The organism is Spiroplasma endosymbiont of Colias croceus (assembly GCF_964020095.1).
In the GTDB taxonomy this organism is placed as follows: domain Bacteria; phylum Bacillota_I; class Bacilli_A; order Mycoplasmatales; family VBWQ01; genus Spiroplasma_E.
Genome location: NZ_OZ026536.1, coordinates 1,748,647 through 1,774,153 on the forward strand (window position 1 = coordinate 1,748,647; position 25,507 = coordinate 1,774,153).

26 protein-coding genes are annotated in these 25,507 nt (G+C 21.5%); 7 read left to right on the forward strand and 19 right to left on the reverse strand.

The window, feature by feature from the left end; genetic code table 4:
• Positions 1 to 38: 38 nt before the first annotated feature.
• The 5 genes from AACL24_RS10860 to AACL24_RS10880 all read right to left on the reverse strand — a co-directional run bounded on the left by AACL24_RS10860 (position 39) and on the right by AACL24_RS10880 (position 3,536).
• Positions 39 to 868, reverse strand: a protein-coding gene (locus AACL24_RS10860) for an IS5 family transposase (RefSeq protein WP_339046759.1) whose coding sequence is annotated in 2 segments (ribosomal slippage) — positions 39 to 472 and positions 472 to 868 — 831 coding nt in all. Because the reading frame shifts where the segments join, the coding sequence is not laid out codon by codon here.
• Between the two features lie 526 nt (positions 869 to 1,394).
• The gene (locus AACL24_RS10865; protein ID WP_339045908.1) at positions 1,395 to 1,802 is read right to left on the reverse strand and encodes a transposase family protein; all 408 of its coding nucleotides are present in this window, start codon (positions 1,800 to 1,802) and stop codon (positions 1,395 to 1,397) included.
• A 23-nt stretch (positions 1,803 to 1,825) separates the two neighbouring features.
• On the reverse strand, positions 1,826 to 2,248 hold the full coding sequence (locus AACL24_RS10870; RefSeq protein ID WP_339046760.1) for a transposase family protein: 423 nt from the start codon (positions 2,246 to 2,248) through the stop codon (positions 1,826 to 1,828).
• 83 nt (positions 2,249 to 2,331) lie between these two features.
• Positions 2,332 to 3,300, reverse strand: a complete 969-nt coding sequence (locus AACL24_RS10875) for an IS3 family transposase (RefSeq protein WP_339046761.1) — start codon at positions 3,298 to 3,300, stop codon at positions 2,332 to 2,334.
• Between the two features lie 62 nt (positions 3,301 to 3,362).
• Positions 3,363 to 3,536: a hypothetical protein gene (locus AACL24_RS10880; RefSeq protein WP_339046762.1), complete on the reverse strand. Its 174-nt coding sequence runs from the start codon at positions 3,534 to 3,536 to the stop codon at positions 3,363 to 3,365.
• A 488-nt stretch (positions 3,537 to 4,024) separates the two neighbouring features.
• Between AACL24_RS10880 and AACL24_RS10885 the strand changes: the two genes are divergently transcribed.
• The 3 genes from AACL24_RS10885 (at position 4,025) to AACL24_RS10895 (ending at position 6,221) form a co-directional block, all read left to right on the forward strand.
• The gene (locus tag AACL24_RS10885; protein WP_339046763.1) at positions 4,025 to 4,447 is read left to right on the forward strand and encodes a transposase family protein; all 423 of its coding nucleotides are present in this window, start codon (positions 4,025 to 4,027) and stop codon (positions 4,445 to 4,447) included.
• Between the two features lie 23 nt (positions 4,448 to 4,470).
• Positions 4,471 to 4,878 (forward strand): transposase family protein, encoded by a 408-nt coding sequence (locus AACL24_RS10890; protein WP_339045908.1) that lies wholly within the window; start codon positions 4,471 to 4,473, stop codon positions 4,876 to 4,878.
• Between the two features lie 104 nt (positions 4,879 to 4,982).
• The gene (locus AACL24_RS10895; protein ID WP_339046650.1) at positions 4,983 to 6,221 is read left to right on the forward strand and encodes an IS256 family transposase; all 1,239 of its coding nucleotides are present in this window, start codon (positions 4,983 to 4,985) and stop codon (positions 6,219 to 6,221) included.
• Between the two features lie 226 nt (positions 6,222 to 6,447).
• Here the strand turns inward: AACL24_RS10895 and AACL24_RS10900 are convergent, their stop codons facing one another.
• Positions 6,448 to 6,705, reverse strand: coding sequence for a hypothetical protein (locus tag AACL24_RS10900; RefSeq protein ID WP_339046764.1), 258 nt, complete (start codon positions 6,703 to 6,705; stop codon positions 6,448 to 6,450).
• A gap of 134 nt (positions 6,706 to 6,839) precedes the next feature.
• A complete protein-coding gene (locus AACL24_RS10905) occupies positions 6,840 to 7,358 on the reverse strand; it encodes a hypothetical protein (RefSeq protein ID WP_339046765.1) in 519 nt (172 codons plus the stop codon).
• 153 nt (positions 7,359 to 7,511) lie between these two features.
• On the opposite strand from AACL24_RS10905, the gene AACL24_RS10910 reads away from it, so the two are divergent.
• Positions 7,512 to 8,341 (forward strand): IS5 family transposase gene (locus tag AACL24_RS10910; RefSeq protein WP_339045885.1). Its coding sequence is split into 2 segments (ribosomal slippage): positions 7,512 to 7,908 and positions 7,908 to 8,341, totalling 831 coding nucleotides; the frame shifts between segments, so codons are not numbered across the junction.
• Between the two features lie 746 nt (positions 8,342 to 9,087).
• Here AACL24_RS10910 and AACL24_RS10915 read toward each other — a convergent pair.
• Together AACL24_RS10915 and AACL24_RS10920 are read right to left on the reverse strand one after the other, a co-directional pair.
• Positions 9,088 to 9,495 (reverse strand): transposase family protein, encoded by a 408-nt coding sequence (locus tag AACL24_RS10915; RefSeq protein ID WP_339045908.1) that lies wholly within the window; start codon positions 9,493 to 9,495, stop codon positions 9,088 to 9,090.
• 23 nt (positions 9,496 to 9,518) lie between these two features.
• Positions 9,519 to 9,941: a transposase family protein gene (locus tag AACL24_RS10920; RefSeq protein ID WP_339045912.1), complete on the reverse strand. Its 423-nt coding sequence runs from the start codon at positions 9,939 to 9,941 to the stop codon at positions 9,519 to 9,521.
• Positions 9,942 to 10,121: 180 nt separating this feature from the next.
• Between AACL24_RS10920 and AACL24_RS10925 the strand changes: the two genes are divergently transcribed.
• Positions 10,122 to 10,346, forward strand: coding sequence for a hypothetical protein (locus tag AACL24_RS10925; RefSeq protein WP_339046766.1), 225 nt, complete (start codon positions 10,122 to 10,124; stop codon positions 10,344 to 10,346).
• An 86-nt stretch (positions 10,347 to 10,432) separates the two neighbouring features.
• Here the strand turns inward: AACL24_RS10925 and AACL24_RS10930 are convergent, their stop codons facing one another.
• Both AACL24_RS10930 and AACL24_RS10935 read right to left on the reverse strand, forming a co-directional pair.
• Positions 10,433 to 11,416, reverse strand: coding sequence for an OTU domain-containing protein (locus AACL24_RS10930; protein WP_339046767.1), 984 nt, complete (start codon positions 11,414 to 11,416; stop codon positions 10,433 to 10,435).
• A gap of 861 nt (positions 11,417 to 12,277) precedes the next feature.
• The gene (locus AACL24_RS10935; protein ID WP_339046768.1) at positions 12,278 to 15,346 is read right to left on the reverse strand and encodes a DNA polymerase III subunit alpha; all 3,069 of its coding nucleotides are present in this window, start codon (positions 15,344 to 15,346) and stop codon (positions 12,278 to 12,280) included.
• A 366-nt stretch (positions 15,347 to 15,712) separates the two neighbouring features.
• Here AACL24_RS10935 and AACL24_RS10940 point away from each other — a divergent pair, with 366 nt between their 5' ends.
• Both AACL24_RS10940 and AACL24_RS10945 read left to right on the forward strand, forming a co-directional pair.
• On the forward strand, positions 15,713 to 16,435 hold the full coding sequence (locus AACL24_RS10940; RefSeq protein ID WP_339046769.1) for an ankyrin repeat domain-containing protein: 723 nt from the start codon (positions 15,713 to 15,715) through the stop codon (positions 16,433 to 16,435).
• Between the two features lie 108 nt (positions 16,436 to 16,543).
• Positions 16,544 to 17,782 carry an IS256 family transposase gene (locus AACL24_RS10945; protein WP_339049443.1) on the forward strand — a complete coding sequence of 413 codons (1,239 nt, stop codon included), beginning with the start codon at positions 16,544 to 16,546 and terminating at the stop codon, positions 17,780 to 17,782.
• 140 nt (positions 17,783 to 17,922) lie between these two features.
• On the opposite strand, the gene thiI is transcribed toward AACL24_RS10945, so the two are convergent.
• The 8 genes from thiI to AACL24_RS10985 all read right to left on the reverse strand — a co-directional run bounded on the left by thiI (position 17,923) and on the right by AACL24_RS10985 (position 25,504).
• Positions 17,923 to 19,095, reverse strand: coding sequence for a tRNA uracil 4-sulfurtransferase ThiI (gene thiI / locus AACL24_RS10950; RefSeq protein WP_339046770.1), 1,173 nt, complete (start codon positions 19,093 to 19,095; stop codon positions 17,923 to 17,925).
• 23 nt (positions 19,096 to 19,118) lie between these two features.
• Positions 19,119 to 20,810 carry a hypothetical protein gene (locus tag AACL24_RS10955; protein ID WP_339046771.1) on the reverse strand — a complete coding sequence of 564 codons (1,692 nt, stop codon included), beginning with the start codon at positions 20,808 to 20,810 and terminating at the stop codon, positions 19,119 to 19,121.
• A 47-nt stretch (positions 20,811 to 20,857) separates the two neighbouring features.
• Complete coding sequence (locus AACL24_RS10960; protein ID WP_339046772.1) at positions 20,858 to 21,631, reverse strand: type III pantothenate kinase; 774 nt, start codon at positions 21,629 to 21,631, stop codon at positions 20,858 to 20,860.
• A gap of 2 nt (positions 21,632 to 21,633) precedes the next feature.
• Positions 21,634 to 22,308, reverse strand: a complete 675-nt coding sequence (locus AACL24_RS10965) for a diadenylate cyclase (RefSeq protein WP_252320291.1) — start codon at positions 22,306 to 22,308, stop codon at positions 21,634 to 21,636.
• Between the two features lie 213 nt (positions 22,309 to 22,521).
• Positions 22,522 to 22,674, reverse strand: coding sequence for a hypothetical protein (locus AACL24_RS10970; RefSeq protein ID WP_338987642.1), 153 nt, complete (start codon positions 22,672 to 22,674; stop codon positions 22,522 to 22,524).
• Positions 22,675 to 23,200: 526 nt separating this feature from the next.
• Entirely contained in the window at positions 23,201 to 23,827 is a 627-nt protein-coding gene (locus AACL24_RS10975) for a Pr6Pr family membrane protein (RefSeq protein ID WP_339046773.1), read from the reverse strand.
• A gap of 526 nt (positions 23,828 to 24,353) precedes the next feature.
• Positions 24,354 to 24,932 (reverse strand): guanylate kinase, encoded by a 579-nt coding sequence (gene gmk, locus AACL24_RS10980; RefSeq protein ID WP_252319969.1) that lies wholly within the window; start codon positions 24,930 to 24,932, stop codon positions 24,354 to 24,356.
• A gap of 14 nt (positions 24,933 to 24,946) precedes the next feature.
• Entirely contained in the window at positions 24,947 to 25,504 is a 558-nt protein-coding gene (locus tag AACL24_RS10985; protein WP_338957664.1) for an RsmD family RNA methyltransferase, read from the reverse strand.
• Positions 25,505 to 25,507: the final 3 nt, after the last annotated feature.

The following is a 25,507-nucleotide window of genomic DNA, read 5'->3' on the forward strand; positions in this document are numbered from 1 at the left end:
TCAAATAAAAAAATAAAATATTAAATTATCAAATATATTTAAATTAATAATTGTAAATTATAAATTGAAGCTATTAAATTAAATCTTAATTCAAATTTTTTTCTTCTATTTCGATATTTTTCACTAATAATTTTAAATTTTTTAAGAATCGCAAAAACATGTTCAATAACAACTCTCATTTTTGAAATAGCCTTATTATTTTTCTTTTCTTCTTTAGTTAAAGGGTTTTTCTTTGATTTTCGTTTAGGTAATAAGACATTTTTATGTATGTTTTGTATACCTTGATATCCTAAATCTACTAAAATAGTTGTTTCTGATAAAAATTTCGTTTTTGAATTTTTTAAAATTTTAAAATCATGATTTTTACCATAAGAAAAATAAGAACTTATAATTTTTTTACTATCTTTTTCAATTATGACTTGAGTTTTTATTGTATGTTTTTTCTTTTTTCCTGAATAATATTGTTTTTGACTTTTTTTGGGCGTTGAATAGTACTTTCAGTCACATCAATGATAACTGTTTTATCTTTAAAATTATTATTTAACAGTGATTTTTGCCCATCAAGTTGTTGAAAATCAGGATGTTTTATTAAAGTATTTTCTATTCACTTGATATTCCTATAGCAACTACTTTCACTAATTCCATAACTTTTAGCAATATGAAAATAAGTTCGATACTCTCTTCAATATTTTAAAGTCATTAATAAACGATTTTCTAATGATAATTTATTAGGTGTACCACCATTTTTAAACTTTTTTACTTCTTCTGTCTTTAAAATTTCTAGAATTTTATTAAAAATAATATCATTTATACCAGTTAATCTTAATAATTCTGGATTGTTAATAGTTTTTAATTTATCAAACATCATAGATTACCTATCTATTAAAAATTTAATTTTATTTTAAAAATTAAATTTTTAATAGATAGGTTTTGCAAGAAGTCTAATATATTCCACAATACAATTAACAAAAAATAGTTTTTTAGTTATTTTTGTATTTTTTTGTGAAAAATATTATATAATAATATTAATTATTTAATCATAATTTTATAATAATTAATTATTAAACAAAATTGTGAAAAAGTATATTACCAACAAGCATTAAGCCGAAACCCCGTGCTGTCAACATCGTTGGGAGTGCGGGGTTTCGGCTTAATGCTTGTTGGTAATATAATCTTTATTTTTCTTTTCTTTGGACATATTCCGTAATTAAATTTAATTAATTGTCAATAAAATTGTTTTAAAACTATTTAGTGTTATTGAATATAGAAATAAATATTTTTTGAAAAAATAGTTTAAAAAATGAGTTTACATTTTAAACAAAAAATTGTTAATAATATTTTTATATTAACTCGATAAAAATTTAAATTTTAAAAAAATATTTTTAATATTTTTTTTATTTTAATGGTTTTATTTTATTAAAAATTTCACAAAGTAAGTTAAATCTTAAGTACATAAGTCTAAATTTAGATTTTCTACATTTATTTACTAAAATTTTGAATCTTTTCAATCAAGCAAAGACATGTTCAACTTTAATTCTAATTTTAGATACAATCTTATTGTATTTTCTTTCTTGTTTAGTTAATTTTTTATTTTTAGTTCTTTTAATTGGTATTATTGTATTTTTATAAATATTTTGTATACCTTGATATCCTAAATCACCAATAATTATTGTTTTTTCTGAAAATTCAAGATTTGAATTTTTTAATATTTGAAAATCATGCACTTTACCATTATCAGCAAAAATATCAACAATTTTTTTATTAAAAAAATCATATACAATTTGAAATTTTATAGAATACATTCAACTTTTACCAGAAAAATATTCTAACTGTAGTTTTTTTTAGTTGGTCTTTCAATTTCAATCTCAGTTGAATCAATTAAATAAAATTGAAATTCATTTGAATTTTCTTGTTTTTTATCAATTTTTAATTTATATCTTTCTTTTAAAAATTGGTAATCTTTGTGGTTACTAAGTTTATTTTCTACTCAAGTAATATTTCGAAAACAACTTGATGGGCTCATTTTAGATTTAATACTCATTTGAAAAAAAGTATAATATTCTTTTCAGTATAATAAAGTCATCATTAATCTTTCTTCTACTGAAAGTTTATTTTTTCGACCTTTATTTTTTTCTAATTTTTCTATTTCAATTAATTTTTGTAACATTTCATTAAAATGAAAACGTTTTATACCAAAATATCTATAAAATTCTTCATTTTTTAATTTTTTTAAATTTTCAAAAATCATTTTTATCAACACTTTTCTAAATTTATTGTTAATAACAAAATTATAAAATAAATTTTAAAATTATTAATTGACTTTTAAAAAATTTAATTACGGAATATGTCTATCGAAATTTTTATTTTTAATTCGTCACATAAGGTTTTATAAGAAGGATTTGTATAATGAAATCCTTGGTCTGATTGTAAAATTCATGAAGTAGGTTTTTGAGCATTAACTCAAGCTTGAATAATGTTTTGGACAACAAATGTCATATCTAAACTTGCGCTTATTTTATAATCTAATATTTCATTATTATGAAAATCTTTAACAATTGATAAATAATATGTTTTACCATTAGTCAATAAATAAGTTATATCAGTACCTAATTTTTGATTTAAATCAGTAGTTGAAAAATCACGATTTAATAAATTATCATATCTTAAACTTCCTGATTTAGTTTTATAATCAAATTTCTTTATGCAAACCTTAGCTTTTAAACCCATATTTCTCATATATCTATATACAACATGAAATTTTAATTTTAAATTATAAATTTTGTTAATTAATAAAGTTATCATTTTATAACCATAAATTTCTTTAAATTCATAAAAAATATTTTTAATTATTTTAGCTAAAAATTTATCTCATTTATTAAATTCATTCATTCCGTTTTTAATTCATTTGTAATATCCTGATTTTGAAACCTTTAAAAATCAACATAAATAACTAATCTGATATTTTTTCTTCAAGGAGAAAATCAGAAAATATTTCTTCTTTTTTGTCGATTTTTCTAAATACTTTTTTATATCGTTCATTACCTCAATATATTGAATTAATTCTTGTTTTGTCATTTCATTAAAATTTAAAGATTTGGTTCGACCTGTTCTTTTGGTTTTTTTAGCACGAATTCCATTGCCATATTCTAAACCTTCTTCACCTAATAATTTGTATGCTTTAATTCATTCTTTTATTGATGATCGGCCAATACCATATTCTAATGCAGTTTTATCAATCGTTTTAATTTTACTTATTTTTATTATTTTTAACTTTTCTTCTTTTGATAGTCATTTAGCCATAAAAAAAATTAACACCTTCCTTAAAGTATTTTTAACACAAAGGTTACAATTCTGTGTCTACTTTATTCTAGATGTTCAATTTTTTTATGATTTTTTAAATAATATTTAATATGCTTAAAAGCATCTTGTTCATGTTTTGTTAATTTTATATTTCCTTTATAATTTTCTATTTTAGTTTTATTTTTTGGGTGATTTTCGAAATAATCTCAGTTGAAAACATCTTGTACTAATACCATTAATGAACCAATAATTTTAGGAGTTGCTAATGGATTAGTTAATAATTGTTTTGAATTTAAAAAGAAATTTTCTACAATAACTAATATTTTTTTATCAATAAATTTTTCTTTAATTAATTGAAATTTTTCTTTATAAATATTTTTAGTTCATAAAACAGTTAATGTATTGAATGTTTCATTAAAAACAATATTATTAGTTTCATTTGAATATATAACAATTCCGTTATTACCAATACCAGCAGGGTCAATTCCAATAATTAAATCATATTGAATTATTAATCAAATTCTTTGGATTTTATTTTATTAATTAATAATTCAATAATATCAACTGAACCTTTTAATTGATTTTGATAAAATGTTTCTTTTTCTTTTTTGTATTGTTCTATAGACATATTCCATAATTAAATTTTTTAAAAGTCAATTAATAATTTTAAAATTTATTTTATAATTTTGTTATTAACAATAAATTTAGAAAAGTGTTGATAAAAATGATTTTTGAAAATTTAAAAAAATTAAAAAATGAAGAATTTTATAGATATTTTGGTATAAAACGTTTTCATTTTAATGAAATGTTAGAAAAATTAATTGAAATAGAAAAATTAGAAAAAAATAAAGGTCGAAAAAATAAACTTTCAGTAAAAGAAAGATTAATGATGACTTTATTATACTGAAAAGAATATTATACTTTTTTTCAAATGAGTATTAAATCTAAAATGAGCCCATCAAGTTGTTTTCGAAATATTACTTGAGTAGAAAATAAACTTAGTAACCACAAAGATTACCAATTTTTAAAAGAAAGATATAAATTAAAAATTGATAAAAAACAAGAAAATTCAAATGAATTTCAATTTTATTTAATTGATTCAACTGAGATTGAAATTGAAAGACCAACTAAAAAAAACTACAGTTAGAATATTTTTCTGGTAAAAGTTGAATGTATTCTATAAAATTTCAAATTGTATATGATTTTTTTAATAAAAAAATTGTTGATATTTTTGCTGATAATGGTAAAGTGCATGATTTTCAAATATTAAAAAATTCAAATCTTGAATTTTCAGAAAAAACAATAATTATTGGTGATTTAGGATATCAAGGTATACAAAATATTTATAAAAATACAATAATACCAATTAAAAGAACTAAAAATAAAAAATTAACTAAACAAGAAAGAAAATACAATAAGATTGTATCTAAAATTAGAATTAAAGTTGAACATGTCTTTGCTTGATTGAAAAGATTCAAAATTTTAGTAAATAAATGTAGAAAATCTAAATTTAGACTTATGTACTTAAGATTTAACTTACTTTGTGAAATTTTTAATAAAATAAAACCATTAAAATAAAAAAAATATTGGTAATGTTTAGTAATCTGTGTAACTTACAAAAATAACTATGTTTAATTAATTGTAGTAAATATAATTAAATGACTAGAAAGAGTGAGTTACAGATGGCTAAAAAGCAAAATATTAATAATAATGATCCAATATCAAAAGCAGTAGATTTATTATTAGAAAATACTGAAGATTTAACAACAGTTTTTAAAGAGGGAGGATTGTATAAAGAATTAACAAAAAGATTAGTAGAAAAAATGTTGAATTCTGAGATGCAAAATTATTTGGGATATGAAAAGAATCAACATAGTAATAGTGACAATGCTCGTAATGGTATAAGTTCAAAAAAAATAATAACTCAACAAGGTAAAATTGAGATTGATGTACCACGAGATCGCAATAGTAATTTTAATCCTATAATAGTTGCAAAAAGACAAAGAAGATTTGATGGTTTTGATCAACAAGTTCTTTCTTTATATGCAAAAGGTATGACATTATCAGATATTAGAATGCAATTACAAGAGTTATATCATGGTGCTGATATTAGTGAAAGTGTTATTAGTCAAATTACTGATGATGTTATTGATGATGTAAAAGCATGGCAAAATCGACCATTAGAAAGTGTCTATCCGATTGTTTATTTTGATTGCATAGTAGTGAAAGTACGACAAGATAAAAGGATTATTAATAAATCAGTTTATATAGCTTTAGGAGTTGATTTAGAAGGTAAAAAAGATGTTTTAGGTTTATGAATTAGTGAAAATGAAGGTGCTAAATTTTGATTAGCAAATTTAACAGAAATGAAAAATCGTGGCTTAAATGATATTCTTATTGCCTGCAGTGATAATTTAACAGGCATGTCAGAAGCAATACAATCAGTTTATCTTAAAACAGAACATCAATTATGCATAGTTCATCAAATTAGAAATAGTTTGAAATATGTCTCATATAAGCATAGAAAATCTCTAGTTGCAGATTTAAAACCAATTTATACTGCATGTAGTGAAGAACAAGCAATGCAGGCTTTAGAATCCTTTGAAAATAAGTGAAATAAACAATATCCTCAAATTGCTAAATCTTGATATAAAAATTGAGATAATTTAATGGTTTTTATTAGTTATCCTACAGAAATCAAAAGAGTTATTTATACAACAAATGCTATTGAATCTGTAAATAGTCAATTACGAAAAGTTATCAGAAATAAAAAAGTTTTTCCTAATGATATGGCAGTTTTTAAAATATTTTATTTAGCAATTGAAAATATAACAAAAAAATGAACAATGCCCATTCAAAATTGAAATACAGCAATTGCTCATTTTATGATAAAATTTGAAGATAGAATTAATCTAAACTAGTACTTTGTAAAACAAAGATACACAGATTACATAAAAGCCTCAAAATATTAAAAATATTTTTTTAAAATTTAAATTTTTATCGAGTTAATATAAAAATATTATTAACAATTTTTTGTTTAAAATGTAAACTCATTTTTTAAACTATTTTTTCAAAAAATATTTATTTCTATATTCAATAACACTAAATAGTTTTAAAACAATTTTATTGACAATTAATTAAATTTAATTACGGAATATGTCCTATATAATGACCTAAAAATATATTTAATGAACAAATTAAATTTTTCTTATATTGATTAATAACTTCTTTTTTAAAATCTTTTTTTAATTTTTCTTTATATTTATTAATAATTTCTTTTTTAAAATCTTCTCTTAATTTTTCTATATTATTTAAATGTTCTTCTGTTATTTCTTTACTACCTTTTTTATTATATTCATTAATAATTTCTTGGTCTTTAACAGAAAATGGTTTTTCTTTATCCATATTTATACCTCCTACTTAACCTAATATTTAAAATACAGTCATAACAAATTGCTTTACTATTTTTATCTCTTAAAAAATATTTTCTTGTTTTTATATCATTAGTATTAAAGAATAAATAATCTAATTTATGTTGTTTACATGTTCAACAAAAATACTTTTTCATTATGAGTTGAAATTTCCTTATACGAAGCAACTATATAATTAATTGGTAAATCATTATGATTATATGGATTATTTATTTTAAAACCTTTTCTGTTTTCTTCTCACGTAATGTTATATTTAAAACAAGGATTAGTAATTTTAGTTTTGTTATCTGTTATTTCACCCATAAATCAACTATTATGATGTTCATAAAATTCTAATGGTTCAAGTTTTATATCATTAAGATAATATTCTTTTGGAGCAATTGGTTTATTAACAGTTATTTTTTGGTCTTTAATATATGGTTGTAATAAATTTAATAATTCTTGACCATTTATTTCTTTTTTAATGTTTTCTAAATTAAAAACTCAATATGTATATTTATCATCAACAATAAAACTATTGTTTTTAACCATTCATTTTGGACATTGTAATTTATATTCACCATAATCAATAAGAATAGATTGTGGTTTATCTTTAACAATTTGTTCTTTTTTAAATTCTATTTGCATAATAATCCTTTTCTAATATGTTCTGTTGCTTCTAGCATAAAGAACATATATTTTAATTTTTAGATTATTAATAATACTACTATTCGTTTTATTCATTCCAGAAATTCTGGGCTCAAAAATTTTTTCAAAAAAAATAAAAAAGATAGGTAATCTATGATGTTTGATAAATTAAAAACTATTAACAATCCAGAATTATTAAGATTAACTGGTATAAATGATATTATTTTTAATAAAATTCTAGAAATTTTAAAGACAGAAGAAGTAAAAAAGTTTAAAAATGGTGGTACACCTAATAAATTATCATTAGAAAATCGTTTATTAATGACTTTAGAATATTGAAGAGAGTATCGAACTTATTTTCATATTGCTAAAAGTTATGGAATTAGTGAAAGTAGTTGCTATAGGAATATCAAGTGAATAGAAAATACTTTAATAAAACATCCTGATTTTCAACAACTTGATGGGCAAAAATCACTGTTAAATAATAATTTTAAAGATAAAACAGTTATCATTGATGTGACTGAAAGTACTATTCAACGCCCAAAAAAAGTCAAAAACAATATTATTCAGGAAAAAAGAAAAAACATACAATAAAAACTCAAGTCATAATTGAAAAAGATAGTAAAAAAATTATAAGTTCTTATTTTTCTTATGGTAAAAATCATGATTTTAAAATTTTAAAAAATTCAAAAACAAAATTTTTATCAGAAACAACTATTTTAGTAGATTTAGGATATCAAGGTATACAAAACATACATAAAAATGTCTTATTACCTAAACGAAAATCAAAGAAAAACCCTTTAACTAAAGAAGAAAAGAAAAATAATAAGGCTATTTCAAAAATGAGAGTTGTTATTGAACATGTTTTTGCGATTCTTAAAAAATTTAAAATTATTAGTGAAAAATATCGAAATAGAAGAAAAAAATTTGCATTAAGATTTAATTTAATAGCTTCAATTTATAATTTACAATTATTAATTTAAATATATTTGATAATTTAATATTTTATTTTTTTATTTGAAATAATAATTTTTGTTGTATTTTAATGACAAAAAATAAAACATATTTTGAACAATAATTTTTAAAAAATATTAAAAGTGTTATTAAAATAAATTTTTAAACTTAAAAAATGTGATTAATATCATAGTTTTGCAAGAAGTCTAATAGGTTCCTACAACAGGTCTATATATACTAGTTTCCAATTCGCTCCCACCCCAAGAATTACCATTACTGGTTAGTATAATTTATTAGGTATCACTCCACTTTTTATTTATCCATGCAAGTCCACATGCTAGCTACTATTTTTAACAACTGTGTTGTAGTTCACTTTTTTAGTTCCCTAACACGTGTTGATAATAGCGTTAAAGAGGTTTATTAAAAATTTTAAAATTTTACAATTACAAAAAAAGACAAGATTTTTATTCTCGTCTTTTGTCATTTATTTTTAATTCAAGGGTAAAAAAAGAAAGGAGCTATTTTTAAAACTTTTTAGTTACCGACATCTTCGACACGCTCCCAAGATTCTAAGGACATATTCCGTAATTAAATTTAATTAATTGTCAATAAAATTGTTTTAAAACTATTTAGTGTTATTGAATATAGAAATAAATATTTTTTGAAAAAATAGTTTAAAAAATGAGTTTACATTTTAAACAAAAAATTGTTAATAATATTTTTATATTAACTCGATAAAAATTTAAATTTTAAAAAAATATTAAAAATATTTTTTTTATTTTAATGGTTTTATTTTATTAAAAATTTCACAAAGTAAGTTAAATCTTAAGTACATAAGTCTAAATTTAGATTTTCTACATTTATTTACTAAAATTTTGAATCTTTTCAATCAAGCAAAGACATGTTCAACTTTAATTCTAATTTTAGATACAATCTTATTGTATTTTCTTTCTTGTTTAGTTAATTTTTTATTTTTAGTTCTTTTAATTGGTATTATTGTATTTTTATAAATATTTTGTATACCTTGATATCCTAAATCACCAATAATTATTGTTTTTTCTGAAAATTCAAGATTTGAATTTTTTAATATTTGAAAATCATGCACTTTACCATTATCAGCAAAAATATCAACAATTTTTTTATTAAAAAAATCATATACAATTTGAAATTTTATAGAATACATTCAACTTTTACCAGAAAAATATTCTAACTGTAGTTTTTTTTAGTTGGTCTTTCAATTTCAATCTCAGTTGAATCAATTAAATAAAATTGAAATTCATTTGAATTTTCTTGTTTTTTATCAATTTTTAATTTATATCTTTCTTTTAAAAATTGGTAATCTTTGTGGTTACTAAGTTTATTTTCTACTCAAGTAATATTTCGAAAACAACTTGATGGACTCATTTTAGATTTAATACTCATTTGAAAAAAAGTATAATATTCTTTTCAGTATAATAAAGTCATCATTAATCTTTCTTCTACTGAAAGTTTATTTTTTCGACCTTTATTTTTTTCTAATTTTTCTATTTCAATTAATTTTTCTAACATTTCATTAAAATGAAAACGTTTTATACCAAAATATCTATAAAATTCTTCATTTTTTAATTTTTTTAAATTTTCAAAAATCATTTTTATCAACACTTTTCTAAATTTATTGTTAATAACAAAATTATAAAATAAATTTTAAAATTATTAATTGACTTTTAAAAAATTTAATTACGGAATATGTCTTAAATAGGTTCTAAAATAGATCCTTGAATTATAGATGTAAAACCTACAGAAACAAATAAAAAAGAAATTTTTACAAAATTGGAAAATTATGTCAGACAAATTAGAATATCACATTATAAAATTGGATTAATGGAACAAGGAATTTATTTTCGTTTTAAACCAGAACAAATGATAATTACTGATAATCAAGAATTAAAACTTAATAATGTGGGAGGAAATTTACATAATTATGATTATGAAAACAAACATTTACCAAATTCTTTTTTTAATATAAATGCAACTATTAAATACCAAGTAAAATAAATTTAAAAATATACTAAAAATAACCAAATATTTGGTTATTTTTTATTAATATAACAAATCAATAAATACAAAAGTGATAATACTAATTAATTAGTATTTGTATTAGTAATTTCTTTTAATAATTGTTGATCTCCTTTTTTTGAACCATTAATTATTGGTTTAATAAATGATTCAAAAACAAGATTAGGATTTGTAAATAATTGTTCTTGATTATTTAATTCAAAAATAGATTTTTCTAATATTTCATTTTTTTGATGTGCTGGTACTTTAATTATATCTTCAATAAAAATATCAATTATAGCATTTTGTGTTTCTTCATTAATTTCTTTATCAGACAACTGATTTTTAAGTTTCAATCTAGCATTAATTAAAAAATCTGCACTTTCCTCTCTTGGAAATGAAATACTTTCTTGAAAACTATTATTACCTGAATTAACTTCAAATGAAGGTGTTACTACTTTTGTAGTTTCTTCCTCATTTCTTTTTGCTGGTGTTTGATTAGTAACATTTGAAAAATATTGATAATGTCGAGCTTGATAGTATAACTTCACTTCATTATTAGCAATTACATTATCTGGTTCAAATCTTTCCCTACTTGCAATATCAAAATCTTCATTAATTCTAATAATATCACAATTTAAAATATTACAAATTGCTTCAATTTCAACAGAACCTGTTATTTCACCATTTTTTCTCATTTGTTCTAAAGTTTTTCTTATTTGTGTATCTTCACTATTGTTAGGATATAATTCTTTATTTTTTTTATTAATTTCACTATCTAATAACATTAATCTAAAATTAGCTTTATTATTTGGACGTTTTGTATCTAAATTTGTTTCAATATAATCACAAATACGATTACGAAAGACTTTAACTAATTTTTCATTTTCTTTATCAGCAAAATTAAAATCAGCAAAATTAAAAATTCGTTCTCAACCGAATTCTATACCAAAAAGCGATTTATATGTTGTTTTAAATTGGTTTTTATTAGTTTTAACTTGTTCTAAATATGAAACGATTACTGCTCATAATAAACAATTACCATCTCTTTGTACATCTTTAATTGCCATGGTGATGTGTGCTCCTTTAAACGAAAAACAGTTACTTTAAAATAAAATAATAAACTGAAATTTTAAATAAATATATTGGAATTTTAATGCTCGTTGCTTTGCAATTCATCGTAAATTGGTAATAAATATTACTACTTATAATATAACAAAAAAACAAAAAAATAATAGCAAATCATTATTAAAATATTATATATAAATATTTCATAATTTAATTTTATTTAATAAAAAATATATTATAATACTTTCCTAACAAAATAAAATTAACCTATAAATAAAATATAAGGAGATTTTTAGAAATGAAAATTCAGAAACTTAAAAAAATAAATTTAATAACACTATCACTATTGATTTTAACTATTTTGGTTATATTTACATCTTTAACCTTAATAAAGTTTTTTAACATAAAAAATGATATAAAATATATTCCTTCTTTCTATAATTATTATCGAAAACAAGAAATAATAACAAAAGAAAATGGTTTTAATTTAATAAAAGAACATGGTCTAATTTATATGTTAACTAATAATAAATTATATTTTTGTAAACATTACCTCTTCCAAAATATTGTTGAAAACTATAATCTTAAATCATTAGTACAACTAAAAATTGGAATTGTTTTTGCTATAATTTTAAGTCCAATTTTATTATTTATAACTATATTACTAATCTTTTTAAATATTTATTTAAAAATAAAAAAAGCAGATAATAACTTTTGAGATGCTATTGAAAATTGTGAAATTATTAATAATTACTATGTTCATTAATTTTTTATTTATTATTAGAAATTAAAGTAAGAAATTTAAAAACTATTGATTATATTTATTATTTAATATAGTAAGCATAGATAAAATTATATGCTTACTATAAATTTTTAATTACTCTTGATAAAATTAACTGAATATTATCATTATAAATTTCTACTTTTCCTTCCATTAAAATTACTTTATTAACTTGTAAATATTCTTGGTATATTTGATATAACTTTTCAAAAACCGTTACTTCAATAACATTACTATCATTTTGCATTTCAAAAAAAGCCATTAATTTTTTAGTTTTAGTTTTAATTACTCTAATATTATTGATAACTCCATATACTCTAACATGTTGATCAACATAATTATTAATATATGCTAAATCAATAGCTTTATTATGAGGATCTAATTGCTCTTTTCATAGTAATTTAGGATTATATTTTAAATAAAGTCCTAATGCACGATGTTCATTAATACTATTATTATTTCAATCATCTTCTCTTTGTAACATAATTGGTTTAGCAATTAAATTAAAATTTAATGATAATTCGCCACTAGTTTCATCTTTTACCTGCACCATATTTGCATATTCTAATGCAGCATCCAAGTTTAATAATAACATTGTTCGATTTGATTGAATATCATCTAACGCACCAGCAGCAATTAAATGTTCAATGTTTTTACGATTCAAACCAATAAATATTGCCCGAGCACAAAAGTTAAAAAAATCTTGAAAAAATCCATTACTAGTACGTTCTTTAATAAGATTACTACAACTACCTTGACTCATTTGCTTAATTGCTTGTAAACTATAACGAATAGCTTTTTTAGCACCATCAATTAAAAAATCAATGCCAGAAAATTGAATTGATGGTGGTAAAACTTTAATTTGATATTTTTGACATTCATTCAAATATTGTAACATTTTTTGATCATTACCAATAACACTACTTAATAACGACACCATAAATGCCAATGGATAATTTGCTTTTAAATAAACTAAATAATAACTAATTAATGAATAAGCGACAGCATGAGATCGATTAAATCCATAACGAGCAAATTTTTCAATATCTTCTCATATTTTCTTAACAACTCTTGGTGAATAACCTCTATTAACAGCACTTTTAATAAATGAGTTTGCTTGTTCTTTCATAACTGTAGTATCTTTTTTACTAATTGCACGACGAATTAAATCAGCTTTTCCTAATGAATAACCAGCAATTTTCTGTAAAATTAATAATATTTGTTCTTGATAAATAATAATGCCATAAGTTGATGCTAAATAAGGTTTTAAATCTTCATGAATATACGTAACTTTTTGTTTTCCTAATTTACGATTAATATAATCTTGAATGTACTCTTGTGGTCCAGGACGAAATAAAGAAGAACTAGCAATAATATCTTCTAAGTTATCAACTTTCATTTTAATTAAAATTTGACGCATTCCTGAAGATTCCAATTGAAAAATACCGGTTGTATCACCATTTTTAATAATGTTAAAACTTTTTTCATCATTTAAAGGAATTTGAGATAATTTTAAATTTAAAAAATAATGTTTGCTTACTTGTTGTAAAATATTTTGCAAAATAGTTAAATTACGTAATCCTAAAATATCCATTTTTATTAAACCAAGAGCTTCTAGGGTTTGCATTGGAAATTGCGTTTGATAAATACCTTGAAATCCTAGTTGTAATGGAATAGCAGTAACTAACGGTGCTCTTGTAATAACGATTCCTGCTGCATGAGTACTAGTTTGTCGTGGAAAACCAAGAATTTCTTTCGTTAAAGTAAACAATAAAGGATACTTATTTGCATATCATGCTAATTTTGGTGATTGTTTAATAGCCATATCTATTTCAAAATTATATTGAATTGGTATTAATTTTGTCATTTCATTAATATCTTCAATATTAACTTGAAAAACTCTTCCCAAATCACGAATTGCCATTTTACTAGCAATTGTTTGAAAAGTAACAATATATGCAACATGTTCTTTGCCATATTTTTGATGAATATAATTAATAACTTCATCTCTTCTTGTATCTTCAAAATCGATATCAATGTCTGGTAATGATATTCGTTCTGGATTTAAAAATCTTTCAAAAATTAAATTATAAGCAATAGGATCAACACCAGTAATTGCTAAAACATATGCTACTAAACTACCAGCAACACTTCCTCTACCTGGTCCAACCATTATATTCTTGCTTTTTGCAAATTTAACATAATCATTAACAATTAAAAAATAATCAGCAAAACCCATTTCATTAATTACTTGTAATTCATATAAAACTCTTTTAACGTATGTTTCAGGAATTTCACGACTTTGAAAATGCGCTTCTAATCCCTGTTTACATAATTCTTGCAAATATAAATTACTAGTAAGATTATTAGGGCAAGTAAATTTTGGTAAACTTAATTCTGCACTATTTGGCTTATTTTTAGGAAATTTTAAATTACATAGTCAAATAACCTTTTCAATATTTTCAATAATTTCATTTGGATAATGTTGCATTAAATCTTGTTTAGTTTTATATAAAAAGTCATTACTTTTTGATAAATCTTCTGATTTTAATGTTTTTTGTTCTTTAATAGCTTGTAAAATTTGATAAGTACGATGTTGTTTTTCATCTAAATATAAAACCAAATCAATTGGAATAATATTAGATGTAATCGATTTTAATAAAGTAATATTATCCATATCACTAGGTACTAAACCAAAATAAACTAATTCATGACCTGTTGAATTTAAAATATCATAATTATTTTTAATATATCTAATATTTTTATTATTAGCATGAATAATAACTAAAACTTCACGTGTTTGATTAAGATATTTTTTTACATCATTAGTAGTAACAATATTATTATTAGTACTAATAATAGTAGAAAGCTCTATTAATCTTTGATAACCAGCATATGAAGTTGCCATAATAGTTAATTCAACTTTATCAGTAGCACTTTCTCAAACGCAATTTAAACCAATTAATGGTTTAATATCATTCTCTATACATAAATTACAAAATTCATAAGCACCATACATTATATTTTTATCTACTAAAGATAGAACTTTTAAATTATTTTTTTTAGCAAATTCAATATAATCACTTATTTTAATAGTTGATGAAAGAAATGAATAATTAGAACGAACATTTAAATTAACTATATATTTCATACTATCCCCTACAATTCTTGAATGACTTATATTACAAGTTAATTTTAACATCATTTTATCTTGCTAGGTTATTCTTAAGTTATTGTTTTTAATACAAAACTATTTAAAACACTTAAAATCAACTTTTTTAGAAATAAAATAAAAAAATAAATTTTATTTCTAAAATTTATATTAAAAAAGAAAAAATAAACATTATTTTTTCAATAATTAATAATAAATAATTTGGGAAAAATTATAATATATTTTTTTACATATTAAAACCAATAATATGTTAAAATCTGCATAAACTTAATACAAGTTTTTCAACTTATTACTTCATTTTAAAGTAAGTGAGTTTGTTATTTTTAATCAAATAAGGAGAAAAAAATGGATATTCAAAATATTAATTTAATAAAAGCTGCTAAAATCAGTGATCTACAAGTAATTAAAAAAATAATTAAAAATGGTGGCAATGTTAATTATATATGCGATGATATAACCGCTTTAATATGAGCAGCGCAAAATGGTCATTTAGATGTAGTTAACATCTTAATAGATAATGGTGTTGATATTTATCATATAGTTAAAAATAGACCTGATCCTTGAATATTAAATAATATTAATGGACAAATAATTATATCCAAATATTTAAAAACAAATGGTTATTATAACTATGCTAATCTTTTACTAGATACCATTGAAAATGGTGATACAGCTTTAACAATAGCTGCTAAAAACAAACACCCAAAAATAGTTGAAAGATTAGCCTATGAAATTTATGAACAAGAAATAAAGCAACGATATAAATTTGGATTACCTACTATTCTTAATGTTACAACCAATAAAAATAATTTTGAAGTTAAATCTCTTCAAGAATTAGCAAATGAAGTACAAAAAATAACAACCAATATTGACTTTAGAGAACCAAATCCATATCAAAAATTACAAATAAATTTAAAACTTGCTCAATTAGAGATTGATAAGAAAAAAATAAATGAAATCAATAAAAGAATTGAAAAAACAAAATTATTAGTAAATGAAATAAATGCAATTGATTTACAAAATCAAACTTCAACAAGTAATCAAAATACTTATTGTAATATTTTATAGTTTACTATTAAAAAGGTAATGTTTAGTAATCTGTGTAACTTACAAAAATAACTATGTTTAATTAATTCTAGTAAATATAATTAAATGACTAGAAAGAGTGAGTTACAGATGGCTAAAAAGCAAAATATTAATAACAATGATCCAATATCACAAGCAGTAGATTTATTATTAGAAAATACTGAAGATTTAACAACAGTTTTTAAAGAGGGAGGATTATATAAAGAATTAACAAAAAGATTAGTAGAAAAAATGTTGAATTCTGAGATGCAAAATTATTTAGGATATGATAAGAATCAACATAGTAATAGTGACAATGCTCGTAATGGTATAAGTTCAAAAAAAATAATAACTCAACAAGGTAAAATTGAGATTGATGTACCACGAGATCGCAATAGTAATTTTAATCCTATAATAGTTCCAAAAAGACAAAGAAGATTTGATGGTTTTGATCAACAAGTTCTTTCTTTATATGCAAAAGGTATGACATTATCAGATATTAGAATGCAATTACAAGAGTTATATCATGGTGCTGATATTAGTAAAAGTGTTATTAGTCAAATTACTGATGATGTTATTGATGATGTAAAAGCATGGCAAAATCGACCATTAGAAAGTGTCTATCCGATTGTTTATTTTGATTGCATAGTAGTGAAAGTACGACAAGATAAAAGGATTATTAATAAATCAGTTTATATAGCTTTAGGAGTTGATTTAGAAGGTAAAAAAGATGTTTTAGGTTTATGAATTAGTGAAAATGAAGGTGCTAAATTTTGATTAGCAAATTTAACAGAAATGAAAAATCGTGGCTTAAATGATATTCTTATTGCCTGCAGTGATAATTTAACAGGCATGTCAGAAGCAATACAATCAGTTTATCTTAAAACAGAACATCAATTATGCATAGTTCATCAAATTAGAAATAGTTTGAAATATGTCTCATATAAGCATAGAAAATCTCTAGTTGCAGATTTAAAACCAATTTATACTGCATGTAGTGAAGAACAAGCAATGCAGGCTTTAGAATCCTTTGAAAATAAGTGAAATAAACAATATCCTCAAATTGCTAAATCTTGATATAAAAATTGAGATAATTTAATGGTTTTTATTAGTTATCCTACAGAAATCAAAAGAGTGATTTATACAACAAATGCTATTGAATCTGTAAATAGTCAATTACGAAAAGTTATCAGAAATAAAAAAGTTTTTCCTAATGATATGGCAGTTTTTAAAATATTTTATTTAGCAATTGAAAATATAACAAAAAAATGAACAATGCCCATTCAAAATTGAAATACAGCAATTGCTCATTTTATGATAAAATTTGAAGATAGAATTAATCTAAACTAGTACTTTGTAAAACAAAGATACACAGATTACATAAAAGCCTCATTAAAAAATAACAAAAAGAGTGAAACTTCACTCTTTTTTTATATTTAAAGTAAATAAACTGCAATTTATTAAAACTATTAAATTATTAATAAATTTATTTATATTTTTTCAATATCTTTAAAACTATTTATTAAAATTTGTTCTCAATCAATTATTTGCTTTAAATCATTTTCTAAAAGTTCACATTCATTAATCTTTGGTTGTGTAACAGGGTTTTTGGGAACAAATAATGAACAACAATCAGCGAATCGTAAAATTGATGTTTCATAAGTACCAATTTTTTTAGCAAGATTAATAATATCAACTTTATCTTCGGCAATTAAACTACGCAAAATTGGTAAATTGCTAACAATATTAATAGCATTAATACTTGCTAATGTTTGTGAAGCAACCTGACCAATCGCTTCACCAGTTGCTAATGCTTGAATTTTATATTTTTCTGCAAATAAACTAGCAATTCTAATAAACATTCTACGCATTAAAGTAATACGATAACTTTCTTTCTTAATATGACTTAATTCATTTTGCAAGTTAGTAAAATTGCAAATATATAAATTTTTACTACCAGCATTATAAGGTGCTAAAATTTGAACTAAAGTTTCTACTTTTTTTAATGCTGTTGGTAAAGTAAAAGGTGGAGTAGCAAAATGTAAATATTGAACTTGTAATCCTCGTTTCATTAATTTATATGCTGCTACAGGGGAATCAATACCACCGCTCAATAATAATAATACTTTCCCTGAACTACCTACTGGAAATCCACCAGCACCAATAATTTTATTTGCAAATAAATAAATATCATCCTTATTAACTTTGATATTTATTTTTAAATCAGGATTAGTAACATTAACTTTTAAATCTGTTTTTTTTAAAATTATAGAAGCTATAATTTTAACTATTTGTTCTGAATTTAATGAAAAACTCTTATCACTACAACTAACAAAAAGTTTAAATGTTTTAAAATTTTTTAGATCTTGACTTAAAATTAATGATATTACTTTTTCTGATAATATTTCCATATTTTTAGCAATTCTAAAAGCAGGTGATAATGAACTAATACCAAATATTTTCACCAAAATATTAATAACATCATTCATTACGTCAAGAGATAAATTAGTTAATTCCATCCGATCATGAAAATGAATAATATTTATTTGTTTATAATCACTAAGAGCATACTTAATATTTATTTTTAATTGTTTAATAAAATCAATCCGATTTTTACTTTTAGTTGTTAATTCACCATAACGAATAATAATAATTGGTACCATTTAATTTTCCTCTTTTTTAAAATTTATTCCATTAATTCCAATAATAATGTTAATGCTTTTTGATTATGATTATTAGTGATATTATTTTCAATTTCATTAAATTTACTATTAAGTTGCTGATTAATTGAACGATGACGATTAGCATAAACAAGAGTTAAATGTGATAATTTATGAATAGTAATTTCCATTTTTAATTCAGTATAAAGATGAAAAATTTTATTTTGTAAATCATTAAATTTACTAAAAGAAGAATTATCATAATTTCCATTTTTAAAATTTAAAATAGTATCATTTATTAAATATTGTAAATCACTAAACTTTTCTTTATAAATTTCATTTAAATAATAAAAATTAATATTATTTAAAATATTATCAATTTGTAACATCATTGAATTGATTTTATCAACATAAGTTTTAAATTTAATTTTTGCTTTATTTTGTTCATTCAACAATTTATTATACTCTTTTAAACTATTAAAAACAACAATACTATTTTCAAATAACGCCGCTAATAACATCACTAATGTTTCATAACTAGTATTTTTTATTGATTTTTGATGTTCTATGATTAATAAATTATCAAAATGATTAACAGTAGCAAGTTGTTTATTAATAATAGTTTCTAAGTTAGTTATTTTGCTATTTTCTATCATTTTAGAATTAATTTTATTTGAAAGAGCAATTTCATTTTTAATAGCTTCAAATATTTCATTAAAATTAAAACTCATAACTAAAAATATTTCATAATTTTGTTTAAAAATATTATAAAATATTTGTTCTTTATCAATTTTATTACTAAAAGTGGCAATTAATTTTAATATTTCTTGAGTGTTAACCTTAGCTTTTTTGTATTGTAAATTATTAATTTGTTTATTAATAAAACTTAACTTTTCATCAACGTTTGCTACTAATTGTTCGTATTGTAAAAGTAAAGTATTATTTATTTTTATCATTTGATATTTATTTTTTAAGGCCGCCATTTTCTGTTTAATTTCATATGTTATAATATAACGAAGTGTTGGTAAATTATCTAAAATTTCTGCCAATGTTACAACAGCAATCGCAATCTCACTTAAAATAGTAATAATTTGACTAACATTAATAGCATTAATATTTGTTTCTAATTCTTTAAACATATCATTAATTATTTTAATAACTTCATCTAATTGTTCTCGATTAAGATCGTTTTGTAAATTAATCTTGATCATTTGATCTTGTAAATAATTAAAATTTTGTTTAAAAAATAATTGATATTCTCGTAATAATTGATCAATACTAATAAAATAATCTATTTCAATTGTTAATAACTGCAATTGATTTTTTAAATTATTACTTTTATTATGCATTCTATACATTAATTTATATCTTTTTCATAATTCTTTATTATTTTGTAATTTTAAAATTTGAATATATTTTTTAAAAACCTTATTTAAATCTTTTTTTAAAAAAAGATTATAACGACTAATTCAAATCCCTAAAATAGAACTATATTGTTCATTTGCTTGTACCATTTGATTAATACGATTTAATCTTTCTTTAATATTAATATTTTGAATATATTGCAAATTTTTATAAATCATAAATTGTTTATTTTTATACGAACTAAAAATTACTAATAAACTTGTTAAAACGATAATAGTAAAAATTAATAAACTAATAATAGTTATTATAATAATTTGTGCACTAGTTAATTTATAAATTTTTATTAACATCAACATAGTTTTATTCTCCTTTCCTTATATTTTAAATATATTAAAAGATATTAATCTTTTATTTTATTATTACTTCTAAAATATTTAATAATATCAACTAAACCTAAAAATAACATTTGTGGTTCATAAATATAAGAAAAATCAAAATAAGATTTTAAAATTGGTACACTACCTCCTGTTAAAATTACAGGTAAACTAATATTTGTTTCATTTTTAATTCTAGCAACTATACTATTAATCATTGCACTAAAACCATAACCATAACCAATTGATAAAGCATGATTAGTATTTTTACCTAACATTGATTGATAATGTTGCATTTCAAAATCAACAAGTAAAGCAGCATTATCAATCAATGCATCTTTACTTGTACTAAATCCAGGTCCAATAATAACGCCAACCAAAACATCATTAACAACAACACTATAGGTAGTAGCAGTTCCCAAACTAACAACTATCGCATTGTGATACTTAGTATAAGCAGCATATGATAATGCTATCAAATCACTAGCTAATTGACGATTTTCTAAATTAAGTTTTAAAGGTAAAGAACTTAGTAAATTAAAATCAACAATTAACGGTTTTAAATTATATGTAAAAACAATTAATTTTTCTATTATTATTAAAAAATTTGGAACAACACAACTAATAACAGCTTCTTCAAAATGTAATTTTTTATTTAATTTAAATGCTTTTTTCAATTGAACAATTGCAGTTTTACTTTTGGTTTCTATTACTGCTCATTGTTCAATAATTTCACTATCATTAATCATAGCAATCTTAATTAATGTATTACCAATATCTACTAATAACAAACTTTTCATTATTATACTTGTTGAACCATTTCTTTAGTTGAAGCTAATTCATCATATAGTGTACGAACAAGATTATTTAAGTTTTCAACTTGTAAAAACTTACCACTACGAGCTATTGAAACAGAACCATTAGTTTCACTAACAATAACTGATACTGCATCGGTTTGCTCTGATATTCCAATAGCAGCACGATGACGTGAACCAAATTGACTAGATATTTTTTTATTAGTTAGTGGAAAATAAGTAGAGGCACATTCAATACGACCTAAACGAATAATAACTGCACCATCATGCAATGGTGAACCTTTAATAAAAATAGATTGTAATAGTTGTGAAGTTACTTCACCATCAATTTTTACTCCCAAATCAGTATATTCATTTAATGAAACATTCCTTTCAATAGTAATTAGTGCTCCAATTTTTTCTTCTGCTAATTTAATCACTGCTTCTGCTAAAACACTTGCTAACATTCTTTTTTCTGAAGTTGCTAGTAGTTTCATATGAGATTTATTTCTTGTTGTTCATCAAACTTTTTTACCACGAATAAAGGTATTCATAACTATTAAAATAAGAATTGTCATTAATAAAGAAATGGTTATTCCAAATAAAACCGCTATTTCAGCAATAACTGTTCCAATATCTGCTGAAATTACAGTCGAAATAATATTTAACGGTAATACACTCATATTAAATACCACCATTCCTTTATTTTTTGATTCCACTACTTTAATTATAAAGTAAAAAAATTATTTTTGATATTATTAGTATAATAACTTATCATAATTTACAAAATACTCCTTTTAAAAATAAATTTAAAAGGAGTACTAATATTTTTGATAATTTTAGATTTTATCTTATATAAGTTTATAAAATTATTATTTGTTAATTATCTTTATTAACTATAAATTTGGTACAGTGTTATGAAGATAATTTTTATTTACTACGGATAATGTTGATAAATTCTTATTTACTTCTGCTTTTATTAAAAAATCATTATCACTATCTTTACTATTTTCTCTTGAAGATAATTTTTGTTTTAATTGTATTATCATTTTTAATGCATTTGATAGTTTTGCTAATTCCTTTAAAGCTAAAGATACTTCTTACAATATTTTTTTAAGAAATGAAATTTATTAATCTTTATCAATAAAAATACTATACATTCATTATCTTTAATCATTTCTTTTCTATATTTTTTTATTTAGTTTTTATCTAATATTTTTTAAATTCTCTTTTCACAACGTAAAAATACTTTACGTTATAATCTACTTCTTAATTATAAATAGTATTTTTATCAAATTATTTTGTTATATTCTTTGATTTAACTTTATTATTTTTATTTAAATTTATGACTAACTCAATTATGCCTGTTTTGTTTTTAAAAATGAATACACACTTAAAGACTATTCTAAACCTACCTTAATTGTTAACCTTTATTATAAATTAATAATATTAGTATATTAAAGTATTCTATAATTAAAATTAACAAATATAATAATTGTAATCTCTTTTCATAAAACTATAAACCAAACGAAACACGATCATAGCAAGATTTGTTTTTTTATTTTGTCGTATCATTTAAATAATATGATATTTTCGTTTTAATTGTTTTAAATTAATTAAATTAAATAAAGTTGAAATACTAAAAATAATCAAAATAATTAATAATGCAGTTATTAATAATCATATAGCCCCTGGAATAATACCATAAAAAGATTTGTAAATGTTTAAAAAGAAATATTGATAAGCTCAAACCTTTCCTGCTTGTCAACGAAATTCACCACGAATTAACATTATAACTGCTCAAATAACTGGATAAATATAGTACATTCACATACGCTTTTTTCAAAATTCTTTAGTTGTGAAAACACTACCTTGCTCTCTTGGCATAATAAAAAAGTAAATAATCATTATAATTGGAACTACCATATGTTGGACAATATTAGTAAATCATGCATAAAAGGTTTGTAGTTGATTTACTAAAGTTGGTAATAACATAACATTAAAAACAATACCTGTAATAGTAATAAAAGTTGTTACTGCTAAAGTCATATATTGGCCAAATCATTTACTATTAATTGTACCTTCTTGTTCTCAAAAAATAGCAGATGATATTAATCAAATAATAACAAAAACATTAGTTTGAATTGTAAAAAAAGAAAAATAATTTAAAATAAAATCTCCTTTATCTTCAGTAAATCACATTCAGTTTCTAGCATCTTTTTTTTGTTGATCAGTTACAGTAATTCCATTAATTAAAGATGATAATAATCCATATAATAAAACTGCTAGAAAAAATAAACCAAAACCTAATTTAAAATAAAATTTTCAATCCTTAATACAATCATATCAACTTAAATCTATAATATATTTCCCCCTTTGTTTAATTGTAACACTTATTAGTTTTTAATAATTTTTAATACAAAAACTTATTTCAACACTTTTTTTCTTTTAGCACTACTTATAATTTTTACTTTTTATTAATCCAAAAATACAAATTTTGGCTGATTCTGGTTACCAAAATTACAAAAAAATCATAAAAAACATTTTTAACATTTAAAAAGTTTATAAAAAATCTATTGCTTTAAAATTAAAGAAATAGGATTTAAAATAAACTTAATATCAAGTTTATAAAATTATTGTAATATAGTTTTCTATACCATTATATTTTTATACAAATTAACATCGTTAAATGTTTTTAATATTTAATTCTAAACTATCAAATCAAAAACTAATTAATATTATTTTTAATAATATCTGTTATTTCTTTAACAGCAATATCTAAGTCATCGTTAATAACAATATAATCATATTCATGTTGAACTTTAAATTCTTCTTTTGCTTTATTTAATCTTTTCTCAATAATTGCTTCTGACTCACTAGCACGCATACGAATTCTTTGTTCTAATTCTTGATAAGAAGGAGGCATAATAAAAATACTCATAATATCATTGCGATGTTCATAATTTTTTAAAACTTGACTAGCACCATCAACCTCAATTTCCAAAATAACGTTATAACCTTGATTTTGCAAATTTAAAACATAACTCTTATTAGTACCATAGTAATTACCAATAAAATTTGTATATTCTAAAAAATCATTACCTTTAACATGATTTAAAAAAGTTGATACATCAACAAAAAAATAATTAATGCCATCTTGTTCTTTATTACGTGGTTTTCTTGTTGTCATCGAAACTGAATATGCTAAATTTAATGATTTATCAGCAAATAATTTAGCAATAATTGCACCCTTACCAACACCACTTGGTCCAGAAAGAATAATTAATTTTCCTTTTTTTTGTGCCATTTACATTCTACTTTCTACTTTTCATAAAATTGAATTATTTTAATATATATTTTACCGTATTTTTTATTAGATACTACTTTAAAATGGAAATTTAATTGTAAATTTTCAAGTGGTACATTTGTTTCTAAAACAATTAAAGCATTATTAGCAAGTAAATTATTTTTATAAAAGAAATCAATAATTCACTGTTGACAAGTAATATTTGCAAACGGTGGATCAATAAAAACAATATCACACTGTTGTACTAGTGTTTTACTAAAAATTTGATAATCCAAATTACTTAATTTAACTTGTTCTTGTAAATTACAAGCAAAACAATTTTGATTAATAATATTACAAGCAGCTTTATTAATATCATTTGCAAAAGCAAATTTTGCCCCTCGTGATAAACTTTCAAGAATTAAATTACCACTTCCAGCAAATAAATCAACAACAATTTTATCTTCAAAACTACAATAATTTAACATAATATTAAAAATATTTTCTTTAATTCGATTTAAGGTTGGCCGTGTTGATAAACCATCTAAAGTAATTATTTTTTTTCCTTTTAATTTTCCAGCAATAATTTTCATGTT